The organism is Xanthomonas prunicola (assembly GCF_025266575.1).
Taxonomy (GTDB): domain Bacteria; phylum Pseudomonadota; class Gammaproteobacteria; order Xanthomonadales; family Xanthomonadaceae; genus Xanthomonas; species Xanthomonas prunicola.
The window spans coordinates 3480714-3503299 of record NZ_CP096142.1 but is presented as its reverse complement, the minus strand read 5'-3'; the positions used below and the strand labels follow the sequence as shown (position 1 = coordinate 3503299).

Below are 22586 nucleotides of genomic sequence, written 5' to 3'. Positions count from 1 at the left end.
CCAAGCCGTGTGCCGCCTGGAGCAAGCGCCTCCACTCACAGCTGGCAGCCGATAACGGATTGCGGATGGCAGAAAACAGACAACAGACAACGTAGCTGACAGCACAGCCGCACCGCGCATGCACTGTCCTTCTCCCGCGCGCGGGAGAAGGTGGCGCGCAGCGCCGGATGAGGGCCAACGCGCCCCGACCCACCCGGCGCGTCTGGCGACGTGCAACGCACGCTCGACCTCAGCAGCACCGGCACAGCGGCCGCATACGCAGCCCCCACCCAACTGCCGCAGCTAACGCCCCACACCTGCCGCAATCTGTCGAAAAGTCAAATTGATCCGCTCCCCCACCGGGCGCGCAGTGCGCGGCAACGCATGTTTGTAGTGCTGCTGGGTCTCCCCGGCCATCAGCAATAGATCGCCGTGACCGAGTTCCAGCGTCTGCTTCAACGCCGCATCGTTGCGATGCCTGAAGGCGAACCGCCGCGCCGCGCCCAGGCTCAGCGATGCGATCATCGGCTGCGCGCCCAGCTCCGGCTCATCGTCGCTATGCCAGCCCATCGCATCGGCTCCGCTGCGGTAGCGATTGACCAGCACGCTGTTGAACGGGCAGCCGGATTCATCCTGCAGACGCGCGCGTACTGGCTGCAGCACCTCCAGCCACGGCTGCGGCGCAAATTGCGTGCCCGAGTAGCGATAGCTGGCGTCCGGATCGCCGATCCAGCTGCTCAGACGCGGCGAATCCACCACCCGCCCAAACATGCGGATGCGATGCACCTCCCACTGCACCTGGTCCAGCAGGGCCTGCATCAGCGCATCGGCGTCCGCGGCCTGTAACCAGCCGCGACACCAATGGATCCGAGCGTGCGGCAGCCCAACGCGTATTTTCATGCGCAAACGCTAGCACGCGCGCGTCGGGGCGCACCGGCAGCGGCGGATGAATCGAGCCGATTTGCCGCCATCACATGCAATCCCGGAAAATACGCACCAGCCATCGAGCCAACGGGAGCGGAGCAATGTCGGAAGCGGGAGTGGGCGCACACGCGTCAGAGGCGGTCGAGCGTGACGTCATGGAATACGACGTCGTCACCGTCGGTGCCGGTCCGGCCGGGCTGTCGTTCGCGATCCGGCTCAAGCAGCTCGATCCGAGCATTAGCGTCTGCGTGATCGAAAAATCCAGCACCATCGGCGCACATATTCTGTCCGGCGCGGTGATCGAACCCGGCCCGCTGGATGCATTGCTGCCAGGCTGGCGCAACAACCCGCCACCGATTTGCGTCGCGGCTACCGACGACGAGTTCTGGTTCCTCGGCAAGGACAGCGCGCGCAAGTTTCCAGTGGTGCCGCCGGGTATGCGTAACCATGGCAACTTCATCGTCAGCCTGGGTGCGATGTGCGCCTGGCTGGCGCCGCAGGCAGAAGCGCTGGGCGTCGAAATCTACCCCGGCTTCGCCGCCGCCGAAACGCTGCACGACGACAGCGGCCAGGTGGTGGGCGTGCGTATCGGCGACATGGGCATTGCAAAAGACGGCGCGCACAAGCCCGGTTACACCGCCGGCATCGACATTCGCGCCAAGGTCACCGTGCTTGCCGAAGGCGCACGTGGTCACCTGACCAAGCGTTTGCTGAAGCGCTTCGACCTCACCGCCGACAGCGACCCGCAAGGTTATTCGATCGGCATCAAGGAGCTCTGGCAGGTGCCCGAAGGCCGTGTCACGCCCGGCAAGATCGTGCACACCATCGGCTGGCCAGCCGACAACCGCACCTACGGCGGCAGCTTTGTGTATCACCTGGACAACAACCAGATCGCGCTTGGTTACGTGAGCGGGCTGGACTACAGCGACCCGGCATATCAGCCGTGGGAAGCCTTCCAGCAATGGAAGAACCACCCGATGATCAAGCCGCTGCTGGAAGGCGGCGCCATTCTGTCGGCCGGCGCGCGCGCACTGGTCAGCGGCGGCTGGCAATCGCTGCCGAAAGTGGACATGCCCGGTGCCCTGCTGATCGGCGACACCGCCGGCCTGCTCAACGTGCCCAAGATCAAGGGCACACACCAGGCCATTCGCAGCGGCATGCTGGCTGCCGAACACCTGGTGCAATCGCAGCTGGCGCCGCAAGGCTTCGATGCAAAATTGCGCGCCTCTGAGGTAATGGCCGAGCTGAAGGAAGTCCGCAACATCAAGCCCGGGTTCAAGAAAGGCCTGTGGTTTGGCCTGCTCAACGCGGCCTGGGAAACCGCGCTCAAGGGCGCCTCGCCGTGGACGCTGAAGAACAAACCCGACTGGTCGGCGCTGCACAAGCTCGGCGAGTACGAGCAACCCAAGCGCGACTACGTCACCCGCGACCTCGCACCGCGCGATCGCCTGCAAGCGGTGTATTTCGCCGCCACCGAGCACGACGAAGACCAACCGGTGCATCTGAAGGTGCTGGACACCGACGTGTGCACCACCCGCTGCGTGGAGGAATACGACAACCCCTGCACGCGCTTCTGCCCGGCCAACGTCTACGAAATGGTCGCAGACACCGCCAGCCCCTCCGGCAAACGCCTGCAGATCAACGCCGCCAACTGCGTGCATTGCAAGACCTGCGACATCAAGGACCCGTACGAAATCATCACCTGGGTCACACCGGAGGGTGGTTCGGGCCCGAACTACCAGAATCTGTGAGTGCGCCCGGTGGCCCGATGCAGTCGCGCCTGCGCACATATGTCTTTGAACTGCTGCGTGCAGGATTCCGTGCGATACCGCTGAGTGACGCAACGCGCGACCGCTGGCGCGGCTGGTTTCTGGATAGACATGCAGGCTGGGTGCCGGAACCCGCGCGCGGCCGCGTACGCCATGGCAGTTCGCGACGGCCGGCAGCTCGCAGCGACGAAGCGGCGATTGGCTATGTCCCCTACAGCACTGCCACCTTGCCTGAAACGCTTCCTGCGAAGCTGATCGCGTTTTACCTGCCGCAATTTCATCCGATTCCTGAAAACGATGCGTGGTGGGGCAAGGGCTTCACCGAATGGCGCAATGTCAGCCGGGCGCTCCCGCAGTTCGAGGGCCATCAACAGCCCAGATTACCGGCGGATCTGGGCTTCTACGACCTTCGCAATCCCCATGTCATGCGCGAGCAAGCACGCCTTGCACAAGAGTACGGTCTGGGCGCTTTTTGTTTTTATTTCTATTGGTTCGCCGGCAAGACCTTGCTGGAAATGCCGATCACCCGGTGGCATGAAGATGCCACGATCACTCTGCCGTTCTGTCTCTGCTGGGCCAATGAAAAGTGGGCACGCCGCTGGGATGGCCGTGGCGACGATATCCTGATCGATCAGGCGCACGACGCGGACGACGATCTGGCCTTTATCGCGCATGTCGCGACTTACATGCGCAATCCCAAGTACCTGCGCGTCGAGGGGCGCCCGGTGCTGTTGGTGTATCGACCCCATTTGCTGCCCGAGCCCGCACAGACGGCCGATCGCTGGCGTGATTGGTGTCGCGATCACGGAATCGGCGAGATTCACCTTGCGTATGTGCAGGGTTTCGAACGTCCCGATCCCCGTGACATCGGATTTGATGCTGCCGTCGAATTTCCGCCGAACATGAGCACACCACCTTCGTTGGCTGCCCGACAGCGCTTGATCAATCCAGAATTCAATGGCGATGTACTCGACTGGCGTGAGCTTGCCCGCGACATGCAACAGCGACCGCTGCGCGAGTACACCTTGTACCCCGGCGTAAACCCTGGCTGGGACAACGAACCGCGGCGCTCGGGAAAGGGGCGCATCTATCTGCATGCTTCCCCGCGCCGTTATCGCGACTGGCTCATGCTTACCGTGCGGAATCGTCTGAAGAGTACGACGCCTGCGCACCGCATGGTGTTCATCAACGCATGGAACGAGTGGGCCGAGGGCGCTGTACTCGAACCCGATACTCGCCTTGGATACGCATGGTTGGACGCGACACGGCAAGCGCTGTTACACACCGCGGAAGTCGTCACCCGATCTACTCAACACGATGTCTGCGTGGTCTTGCACGCCTGGTACCTCGATGTGCTGGACGAAGCGCTAGACGCAATTGCGCACTGTGGACTATCGCCACGGCTTGTCGTCACCACCGATATCACGATGGTGCCGCAGGTTCGCCAACGCTTGCAGCAACGCGGCTTGCAGGCGCAGGTGGAAGGCTTCGAGAATCGTGGCCGCGATATTCTTCCGTTCCTGCGGGTTGCCAACCGATTGCTCGACGAAGGCGTGCAGGTGGTCTTGAAACTGCATACAAAAAAATCGACCCATCGCGAGGACGGAGACACGTGGCGGCGCGAAATGCTCTCTGCATTGCTCGCGCCACAGCACGTCGATGCAATCGTGCGTGTATTCGCCCAGGATCCGCTACTCGGCCTTGTAGCGCCCGCGCACCATTTGTTACCGGTCACCGACTTTATCGGCGGCAATGCCGATGCGCTCGATTACCTCGCTGTCCGCACAGGCACGGATGCAATAAACGCGCACAGCATGTTCGCGTCCGGCAGCATGTTCTGGGTCAAGCTGGAAGCGCTGCGGCCGTTGTTGGATGCGCACTTGCATCCGAGTGAATTTGAAAACGAGCAGGGTCAGATCGATGGCACGTTGGCTCATGCGATCGAGCGCTTCCTGGCTGTTGCGGTCGCCCACTCCGGACATCATGTCGAAACGATCGAACACCTGTTGGGAATACCTCAACCTGCAAGAGCCGAGCCTTACCGCTATGCACGCAAGGCGCCCTGAGGCGCCGTGCGTGTCGCTAGCTGCCCATGAGCGAGTCGCTGCCTAGATCGCGCCCTTCGGTTAGGTCGCGAATTCAACGCCGGTCTTCTGGCGCAACTCCTCCAACGCCACACCCTCTGCTGCCTCCACCAACACCAACCCATCTGCAGTGACATCGAACACGGCGAGATCGGTAATGATGCGATCCACCACACCGACACCGGTCAACGGCAGGTCGCATTCGCGCAGGATCTTGTGGCTGCCGTCTTTGGCGACGTGCTCCATCAACACCACCACGCGCTTGACGCCGGCCACCAGATCCATCGCGCCGCCCATGCCCTTGACCATCTTGCCGGGCACCATCCAGTTGGCCAGGTCGCCGCGCTCGGTGACCTGCATCGCACCGAGAATCGCCAGGTCGATGTGGCCGCCACGGATCATCGCGAACGAATCGTGGCTACCGAAATAACTGGCACCGGCGCGCGCGGTCACGGTCTGTTTGCCTGCGTTGATCAGGTCTGCGTCCACGTCCTCTTCGGTAGGAAACGGGCCGATGCCAAGCAGACCGTTCTCCGACTGCAGCCAGACATCCACACCATCGGGGATATGGTTGGCTACCAGCGTCGGCAAGCCGATACCCAGGTTCACATAAGCGCCATCGGTCAGCTCGCGTGCCGCACGTGCGGCCATCTGGTCTCTGGTCCAGGCCATTACTGCTGCCCTCCGCGCACGGTGCGCTGTTCGATGCGTTTTTCCGGCGTAGCGTTGAGGACCAGGCGGTCCACGTAAATACCGGGGAGATGCACCTGATCCGGGTCGATAACGCCCAGCTCCACGATTTCCTCGACCTCAGCGATGCACACGCGCCCGGCCATGGCGCAGGCCGGATTGAAATTGCGCGCGGTCTTGCGGAACACCAGGTTGCCCGCGGTATCGGCGCGCCATGCCTTGACCAGCGCCACATCGGCATGCAGCGCGGTTTCCAGCACGTAGTGCTTGCCGTCGAATTCGCGCGTTTGCTTGCCCTCGGCCACGATCGTGCCGTAGCCGGTGGCAGTGTAAAACGCAGGAATTCCCGCCCCGCCCGCACGCAAACGCTCGGCCAGGGTGCCTTGCGGATTGAACTCCAGCTCAAGTTCGCCCGCCAGGTATTGGCGTTCGAATTCCTTGTTTTCGCCCACGTAGGACGAAATCATCTTGCGGATCTGCCGGGTGGCCAATAATTGACCAAGCCCGAAACCGTCGACGCCAGCATTGTTCGAAATCACGGTCAACCCGCCGATCCCACTGTCGCGCACGGCTGCAATCAATGCCTCCGGAATGCCACACAACCCGAAGCCGCCCACCGCCAGGGTCTGACCATCGGCCAACACCCCCTCCAGCGCTGCCTTGGCATCGGCATAGCGTTTACCGCTTGCCGCACCGCTCACTTCATTGCGCATCACCGCCCTCACCCGCTGATGTGAAGCGCCCATTCTAGCCGCTGACTGTTCCCTGTCCCCGGTCGCAATTCCGCCACACCCAAGACACGGCGCAGCCGCTAAACTCGGGTGTCCCCCACTTCAGGATTTGCCCATGACGCTACCCGCCTTCAAGGCCTATGACATTCGCGGCCGCGTGCCGGATGAACTCAACGAGGACTTGGCCCGCCGCATCGGTGTGGCGCTGGCGGCGCAGCTGGATCAGGGGCCCGTGGTCCTGGGTCACGATGTGCGCCTGGCGAGCCCGGCGTTGCAGGAAGCACTTTCGGCCGGCCTGCGCGCCAGCGGCCGTGACGTGATCGATATCGGCCTGTGCGGCACCGAGGAGGTCTATTTCCAGACCGATTACCTCAAGGCCGCTGGCGGCGTGATGGTCACCGCCAGCCACAACCCGATGGACTACAACGGCATGAAGCTGGTCCGCGAGCAAGCGCGGCCGATCAGCTCGGACACCGGCCTGTTCGCCATCCGCGACACGGTCGCGGCCGATACCGCTGCGCCGGGCGAGCCCACGGCCAGTGAACAGAGCCGCACCGACAAGACCGCGTACCTGGAGCACCTGCTCAGCTACGTGGACCGCAGTACGCTCAAGCCGCTCAAGCTGGTGGTCAATGCCGGCAACGGCGGCGCCGGCCTGATCGTCGATCTGCTCGCGCCGCATCTGCCGTTCGAGTTCGTGCGCGTCTTCCATGAACCCGATGGCAACTTCCCCAACGGCATCCCCAACCCGCTGCTGCCGGAAAACCGCGAGGCCACCGCCAAGGCGGTCAAGGACAACGGCGCCGATTTCGGCATCGCGTGGGACGGCGACTTCGATCGTTGCTTCTTCTTCGATCACACCGGTCGCTTCATCGAAGGCTATTACCTGGTCGGCCTTCTGGCACAGGCCATCCTTGCCAAGCAACCGGGCGGCAAGGTCGTGCACGACCCGCGCCTGACCTGGAATACGGTCGAGCAGGTTGAAGAAGCCGGCGGCATTCCGGTGCTGTGCAAGAGCGGCCACGCCTTCATCAAGGAAAAAATGCGTAGCGAAAATGCCGTCTATGGCGGCGAAATGAGCGCGCACCACTATTTCCGTGAGTTCGCCTACGCCGACTCCGGCATGATTCCGTGGCTGCTGATCGCAGAGCTGGTGTCGCAGTCGGGCCGTTCGCTGGCCGATCTGGTCGAAGCGCGCATGCAGAAATTCCCCTGCAGCGGCGAGATCAACTTCAAGGTGGCCGATGCCAAGGCATCAGTTGCACGCGTAATGGAGCATTACGGGTCGCTGTCGCCGGAGCTCGACTACACCGACGGCATCAGCGCCGATTTTGGCGAATGGCGTTTCAACCTGCGCAGCTCCAACACAGAGCCGCTGCTGCGCCTGAACGTGGAAACGCGCGGCGATGCCGCACTGCTGGAAACGCGTACGCAGGAAATTTCCAAGCTGCTGCGCGGCTGATTGACCCCTCTCCCACCTTAGACGCACTTTGGAGTTTCCCCCGCCCATGAGCGACGTCCTACCCATTATTTTGTCTGGCGGCTCCGGCACGCGCCTATGGCCGCTGTCGCGCGAGTCCTATCCGAAGCAGTTCCTGCCGCTGGTCGGCGACAAGAGCATGCTGCAGTCCACCTGGCTGCGCGCAGCTCCGGTCGCAGGTCACGCCCCCATCGTGGTCGCCAATGAAGAGCACCGCTTCATGGCGGCCGAGCAGTTGCAACAGTTGGGCGTGAAGCCATCGGCCATCCTGTTGGAACCGAAGGGACGCAACACGGCGCCGGCGATTGCGGTTGCCGCACTTGAAGCGACCCGCGACGGTGCCGATCCGCTATTGCTGGTGCTGCCTTCCGATCACGTCATCCAGAATGAGGCTGCATTCCAGACGGCAGTGACGCTGGCAGCCACTGCTGCCGAGCAGGGCAAGCTGGTCACCTTCGGTATCAAGCCGACTGCACCGGAAACCGGTTATGGCTACATCAAGGCCGGTGCCGGCACTGGTGTGAGCGCGGTCGAGCGCTTCGTCGAGAAGCCCGATCTGGCGACCGCACAAAGCTATCTGGCAAGCGGCGAGTATTACTGGAACAGCGGCATGTTCCTGTTCCGTGCGTCGCGTTATCTGGAAGAACTGCGCAAGTTCCATCCAGCCATCGCCGATGCGTGCCAGAAGGCGTGGAAAGGCGGCAAGCGCGACGCCGACTTCACCCGTCTGGACAAGGACGCCTTCGCCGCCAGCCCGTCGGATTCGATCGACTATGCAGTGATGGAAAAGACCGCCGACGCGGTTGTGGTGCCATTGGATGCCGGTTGGAACGATGTCGGTTCGTGGTCCTCGCTGTTGGACGTCTCCAAGCAGGATGCGCAAGGCAACGCGCACCATGGCGATGTGATCCAAATCGATTGCCAGAACACCTATGCGTACGGTTCACGCCTGATCGCCATGGTCGGGCTGGAGGATGTGGTGGTCGTCGAGACGCCGGATGCCGTGCTGGTCGGTCACCGCGACCGCATCCAGGAGGTCAAGGACGTTGTAAGCCAGATCAAGACGGCCGGCCGCTCCGAGGCCACCTGGCACCGCAAGGTCTATCGTCCATGGGGCGCTTACGACTCCATCGACATGGGCCAGCGCCACCAGGTCAAGCGCATCACCGTCAAACCCGGTGCGGTGCTCAGCTTGCAGATGCATCACCACCGCGCCGAGCATTGGATCGTGGTGAGTGGCACTGCCGAAGTGACGCGTGGCGAAGAAGTGCTGCTGCTGACCGAAAACCAGAGTACCTACATCCCGCTGGGCGTCACCCATCGCCTGCGCAACCCGGGCAAGCTGCCGCTGGAATTGATCGAAGTGCAGTCCGGTAGCTATCTGGGCGAAGACGATATCGTACGTTTCGAAGATACCTACGGGCGGGCGTGATGGGTTGCTCGTAAAAAGGTGAGCCGCATAAGCAAACAGCCGGGAACTCCCGGCTGTTTGCGTTTCGCAGATCAGGCGACAGCGACGAATGCTGTCGTCATCTACATCCCATCGAACTATTTCTTCGCCGCAGACAACTCGGCAATCACACGCTGCAAGCCAACGCGCCACTCAGGCAACGCGATACCGAAATCACGCTGCAATTTGTCGATGGACAACCGGGAATACGCCGGACGCTTCGCTGGTGTCGGATAATCCGCAGTGGTGATCGGCACCACACGTGGCGCACGCTCCAGCAGACCGGCACTGACCGCCTCTTCGAAGATCGCCTCGGCAAATCCATGCCAGCTGGTCTGGCCAGCCGCGGTGAGATGCCAGGTACCCGATGTCTCGGGCGTGCGCTGACGCAGCAGCTGTGCAGTGACATCGGCGATCAATGCCGCCGGCGTCGGTGTTCCGATCTGATCGGCCACCACACGCAGCTCGTCGCGCTCCGCCCCCACCCGCAACATCGTGCGCAAGAAGTTCGCGCCATGCGAGGCGTACACCCAGGCAGTACGCAGGATCAGATGCTGCGCGCCGGAAGTACGGATGGCCTGCTCGCCGGCAAGCTTGGTTTCCCCGTACACGCCGAGCGGCGAGGTCTGTGCGTCCTCGCGATATGGCGCTGCGCCCTGCCCGTCGAAGACATAATCGGTGGAGTAATGCACGAGCGGTACGCGATTGGATGCGCACCATGCCGCGATAACGCCGGGCGCCGTCGCGTTGGCACGTGTCGCGCTGTCCCGATCCTGCTCGGCACGGTCCACCGCCGTGTAAGCGGCGGCATTGACCACACACGATGGCGTGATCCGATCCAGCAAAGCGGTCAGCGTCTCCGGCGCATCGAAGTCTGCTGTTTCGCACGCGCTGCCGTCAGGCAATTGGCCACTACGCGTGGTGGCCAGTACTGCGCCATCGACGTCCAGCGCACGCAGCAATTCCGTACCCACCTGCCCAGTTGCACCTAGAACCAGCGTCGTCACGGTGCATACACCGGCAAGCGTTCGGCTGGCACATCGCTCAGGAACGGCGCAGCGGAGTCCTTTGCAGAGAGCAACGGATCGCTGATCGGCCAATCGATGCCAATCCCCGCATCATCCCAGCGCACGCCGGCATCGGCCTCCTTCACATACACGTCGGTGCAAAGGTAACTGAACACTGCTCGCTCTGACAGCACCGCGAAGCCGTGCGCAAACCCTTCCGGTATCCAGAACTGCTTCTTGTTTTCTGCGCTCAGCACCACCGCTGCCCACTGCCCGAAGTTGGGCGAGCCATGGCGGACATCGACCGCCACATCGTAGACCTCACCCTCAAGCACGCTGACCAGCTTGCCCTGAGGACGCGGCCACTGGTAATGCAGACCACGCAAGACACCTTTGGCCGACGTGGAGACATTGCTTTGCACGAACTGCGTCGGCAGACCATGTTGCCCGAAGCGCTCGGCATTCCACGTTTCAAAGAAGTACCCGCGTTCATCGCCGAACACTGCCGGCTCGATGACGACACAACCTGGTAAACGCGTTTCGACGATTTTCAAGGTACAACTCCTCGCACAGCCAATTCGTGCAAATATTTACCATAGTCATTTTTCAGCAACGGAGCGGCCAGACGCTCCAGTTGCTCAGCATCGATCCAGCCCTGACCAAATGCGATTTCTTCGGGGCAGCACACCTGCAGGCCCTGACGCATCTGGATGGTCTCGATGAAATTGGCCGCTTCGTGCAGCGACTGGTGCGTCCCGGTATCCAGCCATGCATACCCGCGCCCCAGGGGCTCAAGATGCAAATCGCCTGCATCGAGGTAGCAGCGATTGAGATCGGTAATCTCAAGCTCGCCGCGCGGCGAGGGTTTCAAGGCGGCCGCATAATCGCTGGCTTTTCCATCGTAGAAATACAGACCGGTAACCGCATAGTTGGAGCGCGGCCTCTCAGGCTTTTCGGCGATATCGATGACTTTGCCTTGCTGATCGAATTCGGCCACGCCATAGCGCTCAGGATCGTTGACCCAATAGCCGAAAACGGTTGCACCCTGCTCGCGCGCATCGGCGCGGCGTAGCGTCTCGGTCAAACCGTGACCATGAAAAATATTGTCGCCCAACACCAGGCAACTCGGCTTGCCATCGACAAAGTCGCGACCGATCAAATACGCCTGCGCCAACCCGTCCGGGCTGGGCTGCACGGCGTATTGAATGTTAATCCCCCACTGAGAGCCGTCACCCAACAAGGATTGAAACAGCGCCTGCTCATGCGGCGTATTGATGATCAAAATATCGCGAATACCTGCAAGCATCAGCACGCTCAGCGGGTAATAGATCATCGGCTTGTCGTACACCGGCAGCAGCTGCTTACTCACGCCCTTGGTGATCGGATACAGGCGTGTGCCGGAGCCACCGGCCAAAATAATGCCTTTACGTTGTGTCATGAGATAGTTCCTTGTGAGGCCCGCACATGACCGCGCGGGCTCTTGCGGGGCGCGTTACGCCGAGGCGCCGATCCGTTCCAACCGGTAACTGCCATCCAGCACGCCCTGCACCCACGTCTGGTTGGTCAGATACCACTGCACCGTCTGCGCGATGCCTTGTTCAAAGGTGTAGGCAGGCTCCCAGCCCAGTTCGTTCTTCAACTTCGAGGCGTCGATCGCGTAACGGCGATCGTGACCTGGTCGATCCGTCACATAGGTGATCTGGCTCGCACGCGGCTTGCCATCGTCGCGCGGGCGATGCTGATCCAGCAGTGCGCAGATCGCCTGCACGACTTCAATATTTTGACGTTCTGAATTGCCGCCGACATTGTAGGTCTCGCCGACCTTCCCCTTCGCCAGCACGGTACGAATCGCCTCGCAATGGTCGCTGACGAACAGCCAGTCGCGCACTTGCTTGCCGTCGCCGTAGACCGGCAGCGGCTCGCCTGCCAGCGCTTTGGCGATCACTAGCGGAATGAGCTTTTCGGGGAAGTGATACGGGCCGTAATTGTTCGAACAATTGGTTGTCAGCACCGGCAGCCCGTAGGTGTGGTGAAACGCACGCACCAGATGATCCGAAGCCGCCTTGGATGCCGAATAGGGCGAGTTCGGCGCGTATGGCGTGGTTTCGGTGAACTTGCCAGTCTCGCCCAACGTGCCATACACCTCGTCGGTGGACACATGCAGGAAACGAAAAGCATCGCTACGTGCAGCAGGCAGCGCTTTCCAATAATCGCGCACTGCTTCGAGCAAGGCCAAAGTCCCGACAACGTTGGTTTGAATGAACGCGCCCGGGCCCTCGATCGACCGATCTACATGGCTTTCGGCCGCAAAGTTCAGCACCGCCTCTGGCTGATATTTCTGCAGCAGACTGGCGACCAACGCGCCGTCGCCAATATCGCCCTTGACGAAGACGTGGTCCGGATTGCCCTCCAGGGATGCCAACGTGTTCAGATTTCCTGCATAGGTCAGCGCATCGAGATTGACCACGCGGATCCCACGAGCCACTGCCTCAAGAACAAAGTTGCCACCAATGAAGCCGGCACCGCCGGTTACTAGCCAAGTTGCCACTGCTGATCTCCTGGTCGCGCGCGCCGCGCTGCGTTTTCAAACCGCACAGGATATACGGTAGAGCCCTACCGAAGCTAAGCATTGTCAATCAAGACGGCCAGGTGCTGTACCGCAGCATCCATACGCCATCGCATGGTTCGCCGGGCCCGGTTAGAATGGCCGCACTCCCGAGCCTGCCGCCGCGGCCGGGCCTTCCCGCAATAGCTGAAGGATCTCGTACACGATGAAAATCCTCGTCGCCTACAAGCGCGTGGTGGACTACAACGTCCGCATTCAGGTCAAGCCGGATGGCTCCGGCGTGGTGACCGACGGTGTCAAGCTGTCGCCCAATCCGTTCGACGAAATCGCCCTGGAAGAAGCATTGCGCCTGCGCGATGCCGGTGTCGCCACCGAGGTGGTGGTCGCCACCCTGGCGCCGGCCGATGCCGCCGCGCACCTGCGCAACGGCTTGGCCATGGGCGCCAATCGCGCGATCCATGTGGTGACCGATACGGCTGTTCAGCCACTGACTGCTGCACGTGCGCTGCTCACGTTGGTCGAAAAGGAACAGCCGGATCTGGTCATCCTTGGCAAGCAGGCGATCGACGACGACGCCAACCAGACCGGCCAAATGCTCGCCACACTGTGGGGCCGCCCGCAGGCGACCTTCGCAGGCAAGCTCGTCGTTGCCGATGGCAAGGCCACCGTGACGCGCGAGGTCGATGCCGGCCTGGAAACGCTGGAAGTGGACCTGCCGGCGGTGATCACCACCGATCTGCGCCTGAACGAGCCGCGTTTCATCAAGCTGCCGGACATCATGAAGGCCAAGAGCAAGCCGCTGGAGACCCTGGTCTTCGCCGATCTGGGTGTCGACGCGCATGACAGCCTGACCACCACCCACTATGCGGCGCCATCCAAGCGCAGCCGTGGCGTGATGGTCAAGGACGCCGCCGAACTGGTGGCCGCACTCAAGCAGAAGGGGTTGCTGTAATGGCCAAGATTCTCGTTATCGCTGAACACCTCAATGGCCAGCTCAACGCCGCCACTGCCAAGACGCTGAGCGCTGCGCTGGCAATCTCGGCCGACTCCATTGATGTGGTTGTGCTGGCAGCCGACCCGGCCGCGGTCGCGGCGCAAGCCGCGCAGCTGGCGGGCGTCGCCCATGTACTGACCGTGGCCAATGCCGCCAACGCGCATGCCATTGCGCAGGTGCTGGGGCCGCAGATCGCCCAGCTCGCCGGCCAGGGCTACACGCACGTGTTCGGCCCCTCGACCACGTTCGGCAAGGACCTGATGCCGGTCGTGGCCGCGCTGCTGGGCGTCAACCAGGTCTCCGACCTGATGGCGGTCGAAGATGCCTACACCTTCAAGCGCCCGATCTACGCCGGCAACGCGATCATCACGGTGAAAGCGCCGGCCGACCAGGTCGTGGTCGCGACCGTGCGCAGCGCCTCCTGGCCGGAAGCGGCAGCCGGCGGCAGCGCAGCGATCGAGTCCGTCGCTGTGGATGCCGTGCTGCCGACCCACACCCGGTTCATTGGGCTGGCCGCAGGCAGCTCCGACCGTCCAGACCTGCAGAGCGCCAAGCGCGTGGTCTCCGGCGGCCGCGGCGTCGGCTCGGCCGAGAACTTCCAGCACATCTACAGCCTGGCCGACAAACTCGGCGCCGCCGTGGGCGCTTCGCGCGCCGCGGTGGACGCCGGCTACGTGCCGAACGAACTGCAGGTCGGCCAGACCGGCAAGATCATTGCCCCCGAGCTGTACGTGGCGATCGGCATCAGCGGGGCGATCCAGCATCTGACCGGCATCAAGGACGCCGGCACGATCGTGGCGATCAACAAGGACCCGGAGTCGCCGATCTTTGAGATCGCCGATATCGGCTTGGTCGGGGATTTGTTTGCGCTGCTGCCGGAGCTGGAGGCCGCGCTGGGCTGAGGTCTATCCGCTGCAATGGACTCATCTTCGCCCCCTGTCATCAACGGTGCCGCAAAATTGCGGCATCGCCTGGATTATCTGGCCGCCTTTGTTGTCCTGCTCTGCGCCAGCTACGTCGCCGTATTGGTCTGGGTGGACCACAGGAACGGAACGTTTTCGCGGCTGACTGACGTCTGGCACCTGATGCTGCTTGCAATCGCGCCAGTCTCGCTGACGTACCTGGTTCGGTACTGGCGCTGGCAATGGCTGCTCCGTCGCAAGGGACACCGCGTCCCAGTGGGACTTGGCCTGGCTGGCTATTTGGCAGGTTTCGCACTGACCGCTACGCCAGGCAAGGCAGGCGAACTGATGCGGATCCGCTACTTCGCGCGGATGGGCATTCCGGCCGAGCGCACATTGGGTGTCTTCGTCTTCGAGCGCGCATCCGACCTGCTGGTCATCCTGTCGCTGTCTTTGCTGGCCGCGTCGGTATTCCCGACCTTGGGTGCACTGGCCGCGATAGTGCTGGGATTTGTCTGTGTACTGTACGGTGCGGCCGCTTGGCCAGCCCTGTTGGACAACTTGGCAGGTGTGACCGCGCGCCTTCCCGGCCGCTGGCTGCGACGCCTCGCTCACTTTTGCCTTGCAGCTGCCTTGGAACTGCGTAGCTGCCTGGATCTGCCAGCATTCGGGCAAAGCATGCTTGCCGGATTCATCGCCTGGGGACTGACTTCGGCAGTTTTCGTGAGTCTTTGCGTCGGCATGGGCTTGCCCCTGGATCCTATTGTCGCGCTCGGTATTTACCCGCTTGCGATGCTGATCGGCGCGCTGTCGTTCGTCCCAGGTGGTGTTGGCACGACCGAATTGGCGATTGTATTGATGCTCGATCGGCTCGGAATTTCTACTGCAGACGCCATTGCAGTCGCTGTCGCGGCGCGTCTGGTGACGCTTTGGTACGCAATTCTCGTGGGCGCAGTGTCCATGCTTGCCGCAGAATTCGTCATTCGCAAGAGAGCGCGGTGATCGGCAGGTATAATCGGCGCCCCGCAATGGATCGCCAGGCCGTCGATGTCCGCCCGTACCAGCAGCTCCACCCGTCCGGTTGTTTCGGGACGCGCCTTGTGCGTGGATCTGGATGGCACGCTTTTGAATTCGGACATTCTCTACGAGTCGGTGCTGGCGTTGCTGGCGCGAAACCCGCTGTACTTGCTCTTGCTGCCGCTATGGCTGTTGCGTGGTAAGGCCGCGCTAAAGCGGGAGCTTGCGTCCCGCGTCGTCCTGCCTGCAGAGACCCTGCCCTACAACCACCAGGTGCTAGAGCTGTTGCGCACCACGACCCAACGCCCGCGCGTGCTCTGCACAGCGTCCGATGCGCTCCTGGTGCAGCCTATTGCAGAGCACCTAGGCCTCTTCGAGCAGGTCATTGCCAGTGATGGCAAGCGCAATCTGTCTGGCCGCAACAAGGCAGACGTGCTGGTCGAAGTGTTTGGTCAGGGCAACTTCGATTACGCGGGCAACGGCAGCGTGGATTTGCACGTATGGGACAAGGCAGGTGGTGCCTGGGTCGTCAACAACGGCGCCGCCCTGGCCAAGGCAGCTGCACACCGAACGACCGTGCATGCGCATTGGCCTGCCCCGCCGCGCGCCCGTGCATGGCTGAAAGCGTTGCGCCTGCATCAATGGCTGAAGAATCTGTTGGTATTCGTTCCGCTGCTGACCGCGCACCGTTTCCTTGATCTGGAATCGGTCATGCAATCCGCGATCGCGCTGGTCGCGTTCGGGCTATGCGCCTCTGGCGTCTATGTGCTCAATGATCTACTGGACTTGACGCCTGACCGTCAGCATCCACGCAAACGCAAGCGCCCGTTCGCGGCAGGTCGGCTTCCTCTTCTGCAGGGTCTGCTGGTCGCCCCCGCGCTGACCATCGCCGGGCTCCTGCTGTCGCTGGCATGCAACCTTGAATTCACCCTGGTATTGCTTGCCTACTACATCATGACCTTGGCGTATTCGCTGCGCCTGAAGCGCATCGTGATGATCGACGTGGTGCTGCTTGCAGCGCTCTACACCGTCCGCATCATCGGCGGGGCCGTGGCGATCGGCATCGAGCTATCGTTCTGGCTGTTGGCGTTTTCGATGTTCATGTTCCTGTCGTTGGCGTTGCTCAAGCGCTACACGGAACTGCATGCCATGTTGAACAGCGGCAAGACCAGGGCCAGTGGCCGCGCCTATTCGGTAGAGGATCTCTCGCTGCTGCAATCCATGGGCGCAGCGGCCGGCTACATCGCGGTGATGGTGATGGCGCTGTACATCAACAGTCCCGAGAGCGTGGAGCTGTACCGCAATCCCAAACTGCTCTGGCTGGTATGCCCGGTGTTGCTGTATTGGGTGAGCCGGGTCTGGATCATTGCTCATCGCGGAGAGATGCATGATGACCCGATCGTGTTCGCTGCCACCGATCGCGTTAGCCAGATCGTTGTGGTGCTGTGCGGGTTATTCGCCCTGAGCGCCATCTGATGGCGGCGGGGCAATCCTGGGGGCGGTATCCCCGCGCGCAGCAGACGCTGCTACCGATCAACGATCGTGCGGCGAATCTGCCCGCATTCGACGGCCTTGCGCTGCCGCGTGGTAACGGACGCAGTTATGGCGATAGTTGTCTGAACCCGGATGGCGCACTGCTGTGCGCACGCGGGCTCGATCGATTCATTGCCTTTGATCCCAGCAATGGCGTCCTTCGCTGCGAGGCGGGGGTCACCCTTGCCGAGATCATCGAGCTGGTGTTGCCGCAAGGCTGGTTTCTACCGGTGACGCCCGGCACGCGCTACGTCACCGTTGCCGGTGCGATTGCCAACGACGTGCATGGCAAAAACCACCATCGCACCGGCAATTTTGGCCACCATGTGCGCGCATTCGAGCTGCTGCGTAGCGACGGCGAGCGCAGACTGTGCACTCCGGATGACGCCGATGGCTGGTTCGCAGCCACCGTGGGAGGACTTGGGCTAACCGGCCTGATCACCTGGGCTGAAATTCAGCTGCGTCGTGTCGGCAGCTCCACGCTGGAAACAGAAAACATACGCTTCGGCTCGCTCGATGAGTTCTTTGCGTTGTCGGCGGTGTCGGCCAAAAGCCACGAGTACAGTGTGGCGTGGATCGATTGTCTGGCAAGCGGCAGGGCGCGCGGACGCGGGCACTTTACCCGCGCAGATCACTGCACCGGGCTTGCGCAAGAGCGACCGAAACCGCCAGGCACAGGTTTATCCATGCCTGTCACTCCGCCGATTTCGTTGGTGAACACGTTCTCCCTGCGGCCTTTCAACGCGCTTTACTACTGGCGCCAGCCGGCGCCGCGCAAACGCTTCGTCAGCCACCTCTTACCGTTTTTTTACCCGCTGGACGGCATCCGCGACTGGAACCGCATGTACGGCCCCTCCGGCTTTCTGCAGTATCAATGTGTCTTGCCACCCGCAATGGCGCGGGATGGAGTGGACGCGCTGCTTGCAGAGATCGCGCGCAGCGGCAGCGGCTCGTTCTTGGCTGTGTTGAAAGAATTCGGCGACACGCCTTCCATCGGCATGTTGTCTTTTCCAAGGCCGGGGACGACCTTGGCCTTGGACTTTCCCAACACCGGTCCTGATGTCTTCCGCCTGATTGAGCGACTCGACCGCATCGTCGACGAAGCGGGCGGCGCTCTGTACCCTGCCAAGGACGCACGTATGGCAGCACAGTCGTTTCAGCGCGCCTATGGTCGCTGGCGCGAGTTCGGCAGCTATCTCGATCCACGTTTTTCTTCCGGCTTCTGGCGCCGGGTCACGGAGTAGACATGCAACGCGTCCTTATCATCGGGGCCACCTCGGCCATCGCCGAAGCAACCGCTCGACGCTACGCCGCACGCGGTGCGGCCATCCATCTGCTCGGCCGCCAGGCCGCGCGCCTGCAAACAATTGCGGCCGACCTCACGACCCGCGGCGCGCGAAGCAGCATCGGCGTGCTGGATGTCAACGATAGTGCACATCATGGCGACATCCTGGATGCGGCCTGGGCTGCATTGGGAGGTGTCGATATCGTGTTGATCGCACATGGCACGCTGCCGGATCAGGCTGCATGCGATGCCTCGGTCGACCTGTCGCTGCGCGAGTTCGCCACCAACGGCACCTCCACGATTGCGCTGTGCGCAGCGATTGTGCCGCGACTGACGTCGGGCGCCACGCTGGCGGTCATTTCTTCTGTGGCGGGAGACCGCGGCCGAGCCAGCAACTACCTCTATGGCAGCGCCAAGGCGGCTGTCACTGCTTACCTGAGCGGTTTGGGCCAGCGGCTGCGCCCGGACGGCATCAACGTGCTCACGATCAAGCCGGGCTTCGTGGACACCCCCATGACCGCGGCGTTCAAGAAGGGCGCACTGTGGGCGAAGCCGGACCAGATCGCCAAGGGCATCGTGCACGCCGTGGATCGCCGCCGCGCCGTCGTCTATCTGCCCGGCTTCTGGTGGGCGATCATGTTCGTGATCAAATCCATTCCCGAATTCGTTTTTCGCAGGATCAAGCTCTGACATGATCGGCAGGCACGCTATTACGGTCTTAAGCACCAATGCTACTGGCCTTATTGATCACAGCGTTGTCTCCCCCCGCACTATCGGGAACCTCCCCCTTTACATCCTGAAGGGCCTGCTGCTCGCTTTTCTGTTGTTCGTGAACGGATGCAGTGCCTATAAAGACCCGGTTTTGGACACCAACGGCGGGTGTGCTCCAACAAGCTCTCCTTTCCTGCCGCCTGACCCAGCGGTTGATGGCCGAATTACATATTGCGAGGGCGGTGACGGCTGGACCGGCACGATTGAATCCCAGCCCTATCCGCCAGGCACGCGAAACGTCGAAGTCATGCTGACCGGCTACCCAAATACCCCGGGCGTGACCATCAGTGCGGTTGCCAATGCAGGAAACGCAACATTCACCCTGCTCCCTCCCCAGCCACGAGAGCGCTGGCAACGCGTAATGCTAGAGATCCCGCCCCTTGTTTCGCAGACCGGATTTCGGATCCGTATTGAAGATCGATCCGTTGACCATTTTGGCTGGGCGGGAATTGGCGCTTCAAATGTTGGCCCTGCCAAGGCCTTTGCAAACGGTTTGCTGCCCATGTTGGCGGCCGTGCTGTTGGGCAACACGTGGCTGATCGCAGTGTGCTTGTGCTTTTCTGGAGTTGGTCACCCTCGCGATCGGCTGCTCCAAGGCCTGCTTGCCGGCAGCTGCGCCTGGCTGCTGATCTTCATTGGCTAAGTCGCATCGCCCCAGTTGGGTGGTGTGATGGCGTCATTGTTTCTGATCTTGCCTTTCCCTGCTGCGCTGCTGCTCGGTTGGCGACGCCACACGCTGCTAAATGAGCTTGCCGGCATGCAAAAGGCACTGTTGCCTGTGCTCATGTTCGCAGGTCTGACGCTCTGGGTCGGTCTGTTCCCGTTCCACTGGGACGGGCAGCCCAATGGCGACCCTGCCATTCGGTGGTCTCACCTGTCGACAGATGCCTGGCTCCCGTTGCTCTTTGGCGACATGCTGGCACGCGGCAAAATCGACGTACCGATGGTAGGCGATTGGCTCAGTAGTGACCGCCCTCCCCTCCAGGTAGGGCTGTATCTCATGCTGTACAAGGTATTGCCCGAAACGCGTGCACTGGTTTACCAAGGCATATCGACTTGGGCACAGGCATTGGTGTTGCTACCCTTGGCTTCGCTGCTCGCTCGTCTAGTGAACACCAGGGCTCAGGCAATTGCGTTGCTCGTGCTCTGCCTTTCCGCATCGATGCTCATAAATACGCTTTTCGTCTGGCCCAAGCTTTTTGCGGCAGCCTTTTCCCTGATCTACTATCTAATGCTTTTCCCGGGCGAACATATGCCCAGGCGATGGGGCCAAGCAGGCATCGCAGCAGCGATGGCACTGCTTGCCCATGGCGGCGCATTGTTTTTCCTGGTAGGCGCCTCCCTCGTGCACCTGGCTTTTTACCGCCGCCAGAGCGTGGCCATGTTGGTGCGGGCCGGCTCAATTGCCATCGTCCTCTATCTTCCCTGGATTGCGTATCAACGACTCGTTGACCCACCAGGAGACCGCCTGCTCAAATGGCATTTCGCCGGCAAAATCCCTGTCAGTGATGAAAGCGCAATGCATGCCATCGCCAGCGCCTACTCACAACTGACACCTGCCGCATGGATTTCTGCCCGAATGCAGAATTTTTCCGCGATCCTCAAGGGGGCACTATCAAGCCCCTACGAATCAATGCGGACCATCGCACAGCAAGACCCAGCAATAGCGTCGCGCTTCATCGATGACGACTTCTTCTATACATTCCATTCGATGTGGTTTTCTACGCCATTATTGCTACTGCCCTGCTTGGCGCTTATTTACTTGCGTTCCCGACGTAGCAGATATGCCGATCCCGCATTCAAAGACATGCTGCAAATGGCAGCGACAATCATCCTTACCATCTTCATCTGGGTCACGGCGCTATTTGAAGGCGGGTCGACGACAATCCACACAGGCGCTTATGGATGCACGTTGCTACTGCAACTTGTCGTCTTAGCTGCTGCATGGCGCAGCAGCGCCTATCTTTTTTATCCGATCTGCGCCGCCAACGTCGTGGTCGCGCTTTTCATTTATATATTGGACAGACATTTCGTACCTGACCTGCAAGCACTTTATCTGTTGGGAACCCTATTTTTCTGCGGCGGCTTGCTATTCGCATCACTTGCCTCTACGAGGGAGCGCAGTAATAGCCGATCGATAGACCTGCCAACATGATCCTTTCACAAGGGCTATCCGGGACACCTATTGATCCCGCTGCAAAAACCCCATCAACGACGAGTCGAATGCCATGCCAGGTGTCCGTTATAAAGCTGCATCCTCGACAAGCAAAAATTGCCGATGCATGCTGCCGCCAATAAATACTACGGCAGGCGATGATTGCTCAGTCGACAACTCGATCGCATCATGACGCCAGCATGGCACGTTTAGCGATACCGAAGCGTCACCCAAGACATTGCCAGCGCGCATCTCATTCCATCCGTTTTCGAGTCCATCCATGGCACAGAAGAATGACAAAATCATCCTGACAGGCGCCGCAGGCCTAGTAGGGCAGAACCTAATCGTCGAGATGAAGCAACAGGGCTATACCCAGCTGGTCGCAATCGACAAGCATGCGCATAACTTGGGCATCATGCAAAGCCTACATCCAGACGTTAAGACTATCCATGCAGATCTTGCCGAGCCAGGCGAGTGGGCTGAAGCCTTCCGGGACGCGCGGCTGGTAGTCCAGCTACACGCACAGATCACAGGCAAGAGCACCGATCAGTTCGTTCGCAACAACCAGACGGCCACGGCACACGTATTGGCCGCCTGCAAGGCGGCCGCAGTACCTTATATGGTGCACATCAGCTCATCGGTGGTGAACTCGGTTGCCAACGATGACTACACCAACACAAAGCGCGCCCAGGAAGAGATGGTGGTGACCAGTGGCCAGCATCATTGCGTGCTGCGCCCGACGCTGATGTTCGGCTGGTTCGATCCCAAGCATCTAGGCTGGCTGTCTCGGTTTATGGAGCGCACGCCCGTGTTCCCGATTCCCGGCGATGGCCGCTTCATGCGCCAGCCGTTGTACGAGCGTGACTTCTGTCGCTGCATCGCCAAGTGCATCGAAACCGAACCGGAAGGCACCTACGACATCGTCGGCGACACCCGTGTGGATTACGTCGATATCATCCGCACCATCAAGCGGGTCAAGAATCTCCGCACCATCATCGTGCACGTCCCAATCGGCTTCTTTGCATTCCTTCTGCGCACCTACTCACTGTTCACAAGCAAGCCTCCTTTCACAGCAGACCAGCTCAAGGCACTGAGCGCGGGAGACGACTTCAAGGGGATCGACACCGAAGCAGTGTTCGGTGTGCGTCAGACATCGTTCGAAGACGCCATTCGTGAAAGCTATACCGACCCGCGCTATAGCCACATCGTGTTGCAGCGCTGACCAGACAGAATATAGACGGAAACACAT

Annotated in this window: 18 protein-coding genes and 1 pseudogene; 12 read left to right on the top strand and 7 right to left on the bottom strand. The window is 61.4% G+C overall.

The genetic code is table 11. From position 1 onward, the window contains the following. Positions 1-282: 282 nt before the first annotated feature. Positions 283-879: an alpha-ketoglutarate-dependent dioxygenase AlkB family protein gene (locus tag M0D43_RS15035; RefSeq protein ID WP_252162045.1), complete on the bottom strand. Its 597-nt coding sequence runs from the start codon at positions 877-879 to the stop codon at positions 283-285. Between the two features lie 125 nt (positions 880-1004). On the opposite strand from M0D43_RS15035, the gene M0D43_RS15030 reads away from it, so the two are divergent. Together M0D43_RS15030 and M0D43_RS15025 are read left to right on the top strand one after the other, a co-directional pair. Next, positions 1005-2654, top strand: a complete 1650-nt coding sequence (locus M0D43_RS15030; protein ID WP_252162044.1) for an electron transfer flavoprotein-ubiquinone oxidoreductase — start codon at positions 1005-1007, stop codon at positions 2652-2654. Then, entirely contained in the window at positions 2651-4738 is a 2088-nt protein-coding gene (locus M0D43_RS15025) for a glycoside hydrolase family 99-like domain-containing protein (protein WP_260808279.1), read from the top strand. Before M0D43_RS15030 ends, M0D43_RS15025 begins: the two co-directional genes overlap by 4 nt. Before the next feature lie 60 nt (positions 4739-4798). On the opposite strand, the gene M0D43_RS15020 is transcribed toward M0D43_RS15025, so the two are convergent. Together M0D43_RS15020 and M0D43_RS15015 are read right to left on the bottom strand one after the other, a co-directional pair. Continuing rightward, positions 4799-5428, bottom strand: a complete 630-nt coding sequence (locus M0D43_RS15020; RefSeq protein WP_252162043.1) for a CoA transferase subunit B — start codon at positions 5426-5428, stop codon at positions 4799-4801. After that, positions 5428-6159 (bottom strand): CoA transferase subunit A, encoded by a 732-nt coding sequence (locus M0D43_RS15015; RefSeq protein WP_260807336.1) that lies wholly within the window; start codon positions 6157-6159, stop codon positions 5428-5430. The genes M0D43_RS15020 and M0D43_RS15015 overlap by 1 nt, the downstream gene beginning before the upstream one ends. 133 nt (positions 6160-6292) lie before the next feature. On the opposite strand from M0D43_RS15015, the gene M0D43_RS15010 reads away from it, so the two are divergent. Continuing rightward, a complete protein-coding gene (locus M0D43_RS15010) occupies positions 6293-7639 on the top strand; it encodes a phosphohexomutase domain-containing protein (protein ID WP_252162041.1) in 1347 nt (448 codons plus the stop codon). 46 nt (positions 7640-7685) lie between these two features. Next, positions 7686-9089 carry a mannose-1-phosphate guanylyltransferase/mannose-6-phosphate isomerase gene (locus tag M0D43_RS15005; RefSeq protein ID WP_260807335.1) on the top strand — a complete coding sequence of 468 codons (1404 nt, stop codon included), beginning with the start codon at positions 7686-7688 and terminating at the stop codon, positions 9087-9089. 116 nt (positions 9090-9205) lie between these two features. Here the strand turns inward: M0D43_RS15005 and rfbD are convergent, their stop codons facing one another. The 4 genes from rfbD to rfbB are packed head-to-tail and all read right to left on the bottom strand — an operon-like array spanning position 9206 to position 12662. Further along, complete coding sequence (rfbD, locus tag M0D43_RS15000) at positions 9206-10114, bottom strand: dTDP-4-dehydrorhamnose reductase (RefSeq protein WP_252162039.1); 909 nt, start codon at positions 10112-10114, stop codon at positions 9206-9208. Then, a complete protein-coding gene (rfbC, locus tag M0D43_RS14995) occupies positions 10111-10668 on the bottom strand; it encodes a dTDP-4-dehydrorhamnose 3,5-epimerase (protein WP_252162038.1) in 558 nt (185 codons plus the stop codon). The genes rfbD and rfbC overlap by 4 nt, the downstream gene beginning before the upstream one ends. Beyond that, on the bottom strand, positions 10665-11552 hold the full coding sequence (gene rfbA / locus M0D43_RS14990) for a glucose-1-phosphate thymidylyltransferase RfbA (protein WP_252162037.1): 888 nt from the start codon (positions 11550-11552) through the stop codon (positions 10665-10667). Before rfbA ends, rfbC begins: the two co-directional genes overlap by 4 nt. A gap of 54 nt (positions 11553-11606) precedes the next feature. Next, positions 11607-12662, bottom strand: coding sequence for a dTDP-glucose 4,6-dehydratase (gene rfbB / locus M0D43_RS14985; RefSeq protein WP_252162036.1), 1056 nt, complete (start codon positions 12660-12662; stop codon positions 11607-11609). A 223-nt stretch (positions 12663-12885) separates the two neighbouring features. Here rfbB and M0D43_RS14980 point away from each other — a divergent pair, with 223 nt between their 5' ends. The 8 genes and pseudogenes from M0D43_RS14980 (at position 12886) to M0D43_RS14940 (ending at position 22559) form a co-directional block, all read left to right on the top strand. Beyond that, the gene (locus tag M0D43_RS14980; RefSeq protein ID WP_252162035.1) at positions 12886-13632 is read left to right on the top strand and encodes an electron transfer flavoprotein subunit beta/FixA family protein; all 747 of its coding nucleotides are present in this window, start codon (positions 12886-12888) and stop codon (positions 13630-13632) included. Next, complete coding sequence (locus tag M0D43_RS14975; protein ID WP_260807334.1) at positions 13632-14576, top strand: electron transfer flavoprotein subunit alpha/FixB family protein; 945 nt, start codon at positions 13632-13634, stop codon at positions 14574-14576. Before M0D43_RS14980 ends, M0D43_RS14975 begins: the two co-directional genes overlap by 1 nt. Positions 14577-14591: 15 nt before the next feature. After that, positions 14592-15578 carry a lysylphosphatidylglycerol synthase transmembrane domain-containing protein gene (locus tag M0D43_RS14970; protein ID WP_252162033.1) on the top strand — a complete coding sequence of 329 codons (987 nt, stop codon included), beginning with the start codon at positions 14592-14594 and terminating at the stop codon, positions 15576-15578. Positions 15579-15680: 102 nt separating this feature from the next. Further along, the gene (locus tag M0D43_RS14965; protein WP_260808278.1) at positions 15681-17069 is read left to right on the top strand and encodes a UbiA family prenyltransferase; all 1389 of its coding nucleotides are present in this window, start codon (positions 15681-15683) and stop codon (positions 17067-17069) included. Continuing rightward, positions 17069-18370 carry an FAD-binding oxidoreductase gene (locus tag M0D43_RS14960; protein WP_260807333.1) on the top strand — a complete coding sequence of 434 codons (1302 nt, stop codon included), beginning with the start codon at positions 17069-17071 and terminating at the stop codon, positions 18368-18370. The genes M0D43_RS14965 and M0D43_RS14960 overlap by 1 nt, the downstream gene beginning before the upstream one ends. Positions 18371-18372: 2 nt before the next feature. Further along, positions 18373-19101, top strand: coding sequence for an SDR family oxidoreductase (locus tag M0D43_RS14955; protein WP_260807332.1), 729 nt, complete (start codon positions 18373-18375; stop codon positions 19099-19101). Between the two features lie 106 nt (positions 19102-19207). After that, positions 19208-21337: pseudogene (locus tag M0D43_RS14945) on the top strand (hypothetical protein). 280 nt (positions 21338-21617) lie between these two features. Continuing rightward, positions 21618-22559, top strand: coding sequence for an NAD-dependent epimerase/dehydratase family protein (locus tag M0D43_RS14940; RefSeq protein WP_024710803.1), 942 nt, complete (start codon positions 21618-21620; stop codon positions 22557-22559). The last annotated feature ends 27 nt before the right edge of the window (positions 22560-22586 follow it).

Bases quoted from the DNA above. Each gene is read 5' to 3' on its own strand.
- M0D43_RS14940 (WP_024710803.1), top strand. From the start codon at position 21,618: ATGGCACAGAAGAATGACAAAATCATCCTGACAGGCGCCGCAGGCCTA.
- M0D43_RS15010 (WP_252162041.1), top strand. From the start codon at position 6,293: ATGACGCTACCCGCCTTCAAGGCCTATGACATTCGCGGCCGCGTGCCG.
- M0D43_RS15035 (WP_252162045.1), bottom strand. From the start codon at position 879: ATGAAAATACGCGTTGGGCTGCCGCACGCTCGGATCCATTGGTGTCGC.
- M0D43_RS14975 (WP_260807334.1), top strand. From the start codon at position 13,632: ATGGCCAAGATTCTCGTTATCGCTGAACACCTCAATGGCCAGCTCAAC.
- M0D43_RS15005 (WP_260807335.1), top strand. From the start codon at position 7,686: ATGAGCGACGTCCTACCCATTATTTTGTCTGGCGGCTCCGGCACGCGC.
- rfbA (WP_252162037.1), bottom strand. From the start codon at position 11,552: ATGACACAACGTAAAGGCATTATTTTGGCCGGTGGCTCCGGCACACGC.
- M0D43_RS14960 (WP_260807333.1), top strand. From the start codon at position 17,069: ATGGCGGCGGGGCAATCCTGGGGGCGGTATCCCCGCGCGCAGCAGACG.
- M0D43_RS15020 (WP_252162043.1), bottom strand. From the start codon at position 5,428: ATGGCCTGGACCAGAGACCAGATGGCCGCACGTGCGGCACGCGAGCTG.
- M0D43_RS14980 (WP_252162035.1), top strand. From the start codon at position 12,886: ATGAAAATCCTCGTCGCCTACAAGCGCGTGGTGGACTACAACGTCCGC.
- M0D43_RS14955 (WP_260807332.1), top strand. From the start codon at position 18,373: ATGCAACGCGTCCTTATCATCGGGGCCACCTCGGCCATCGCCGAAGCA.
- M0D43_RS14970 (WP_252162033.1), top strand. From the start codon at position 14,592: ATGGACTCATCTTCGCCCCCTGTCATCAACGGTGCCGCAAAATTGCGG.
- M0D43_RS15030 (WP_252162044.1), top strand. From the start codon at position 1,005: ATGTCGGAAGCGGGAGTGGGCGCACACGCGTCAGAGGCGGTCGAGCGT.
- M0D43_RS15015 (WP_260807336.1), bottom strand. From the start codon at position 6,159: ATGCGCAATGAAGTGAGCGGTGCGGCAAGCGGTAAACGCTATGCCGAT.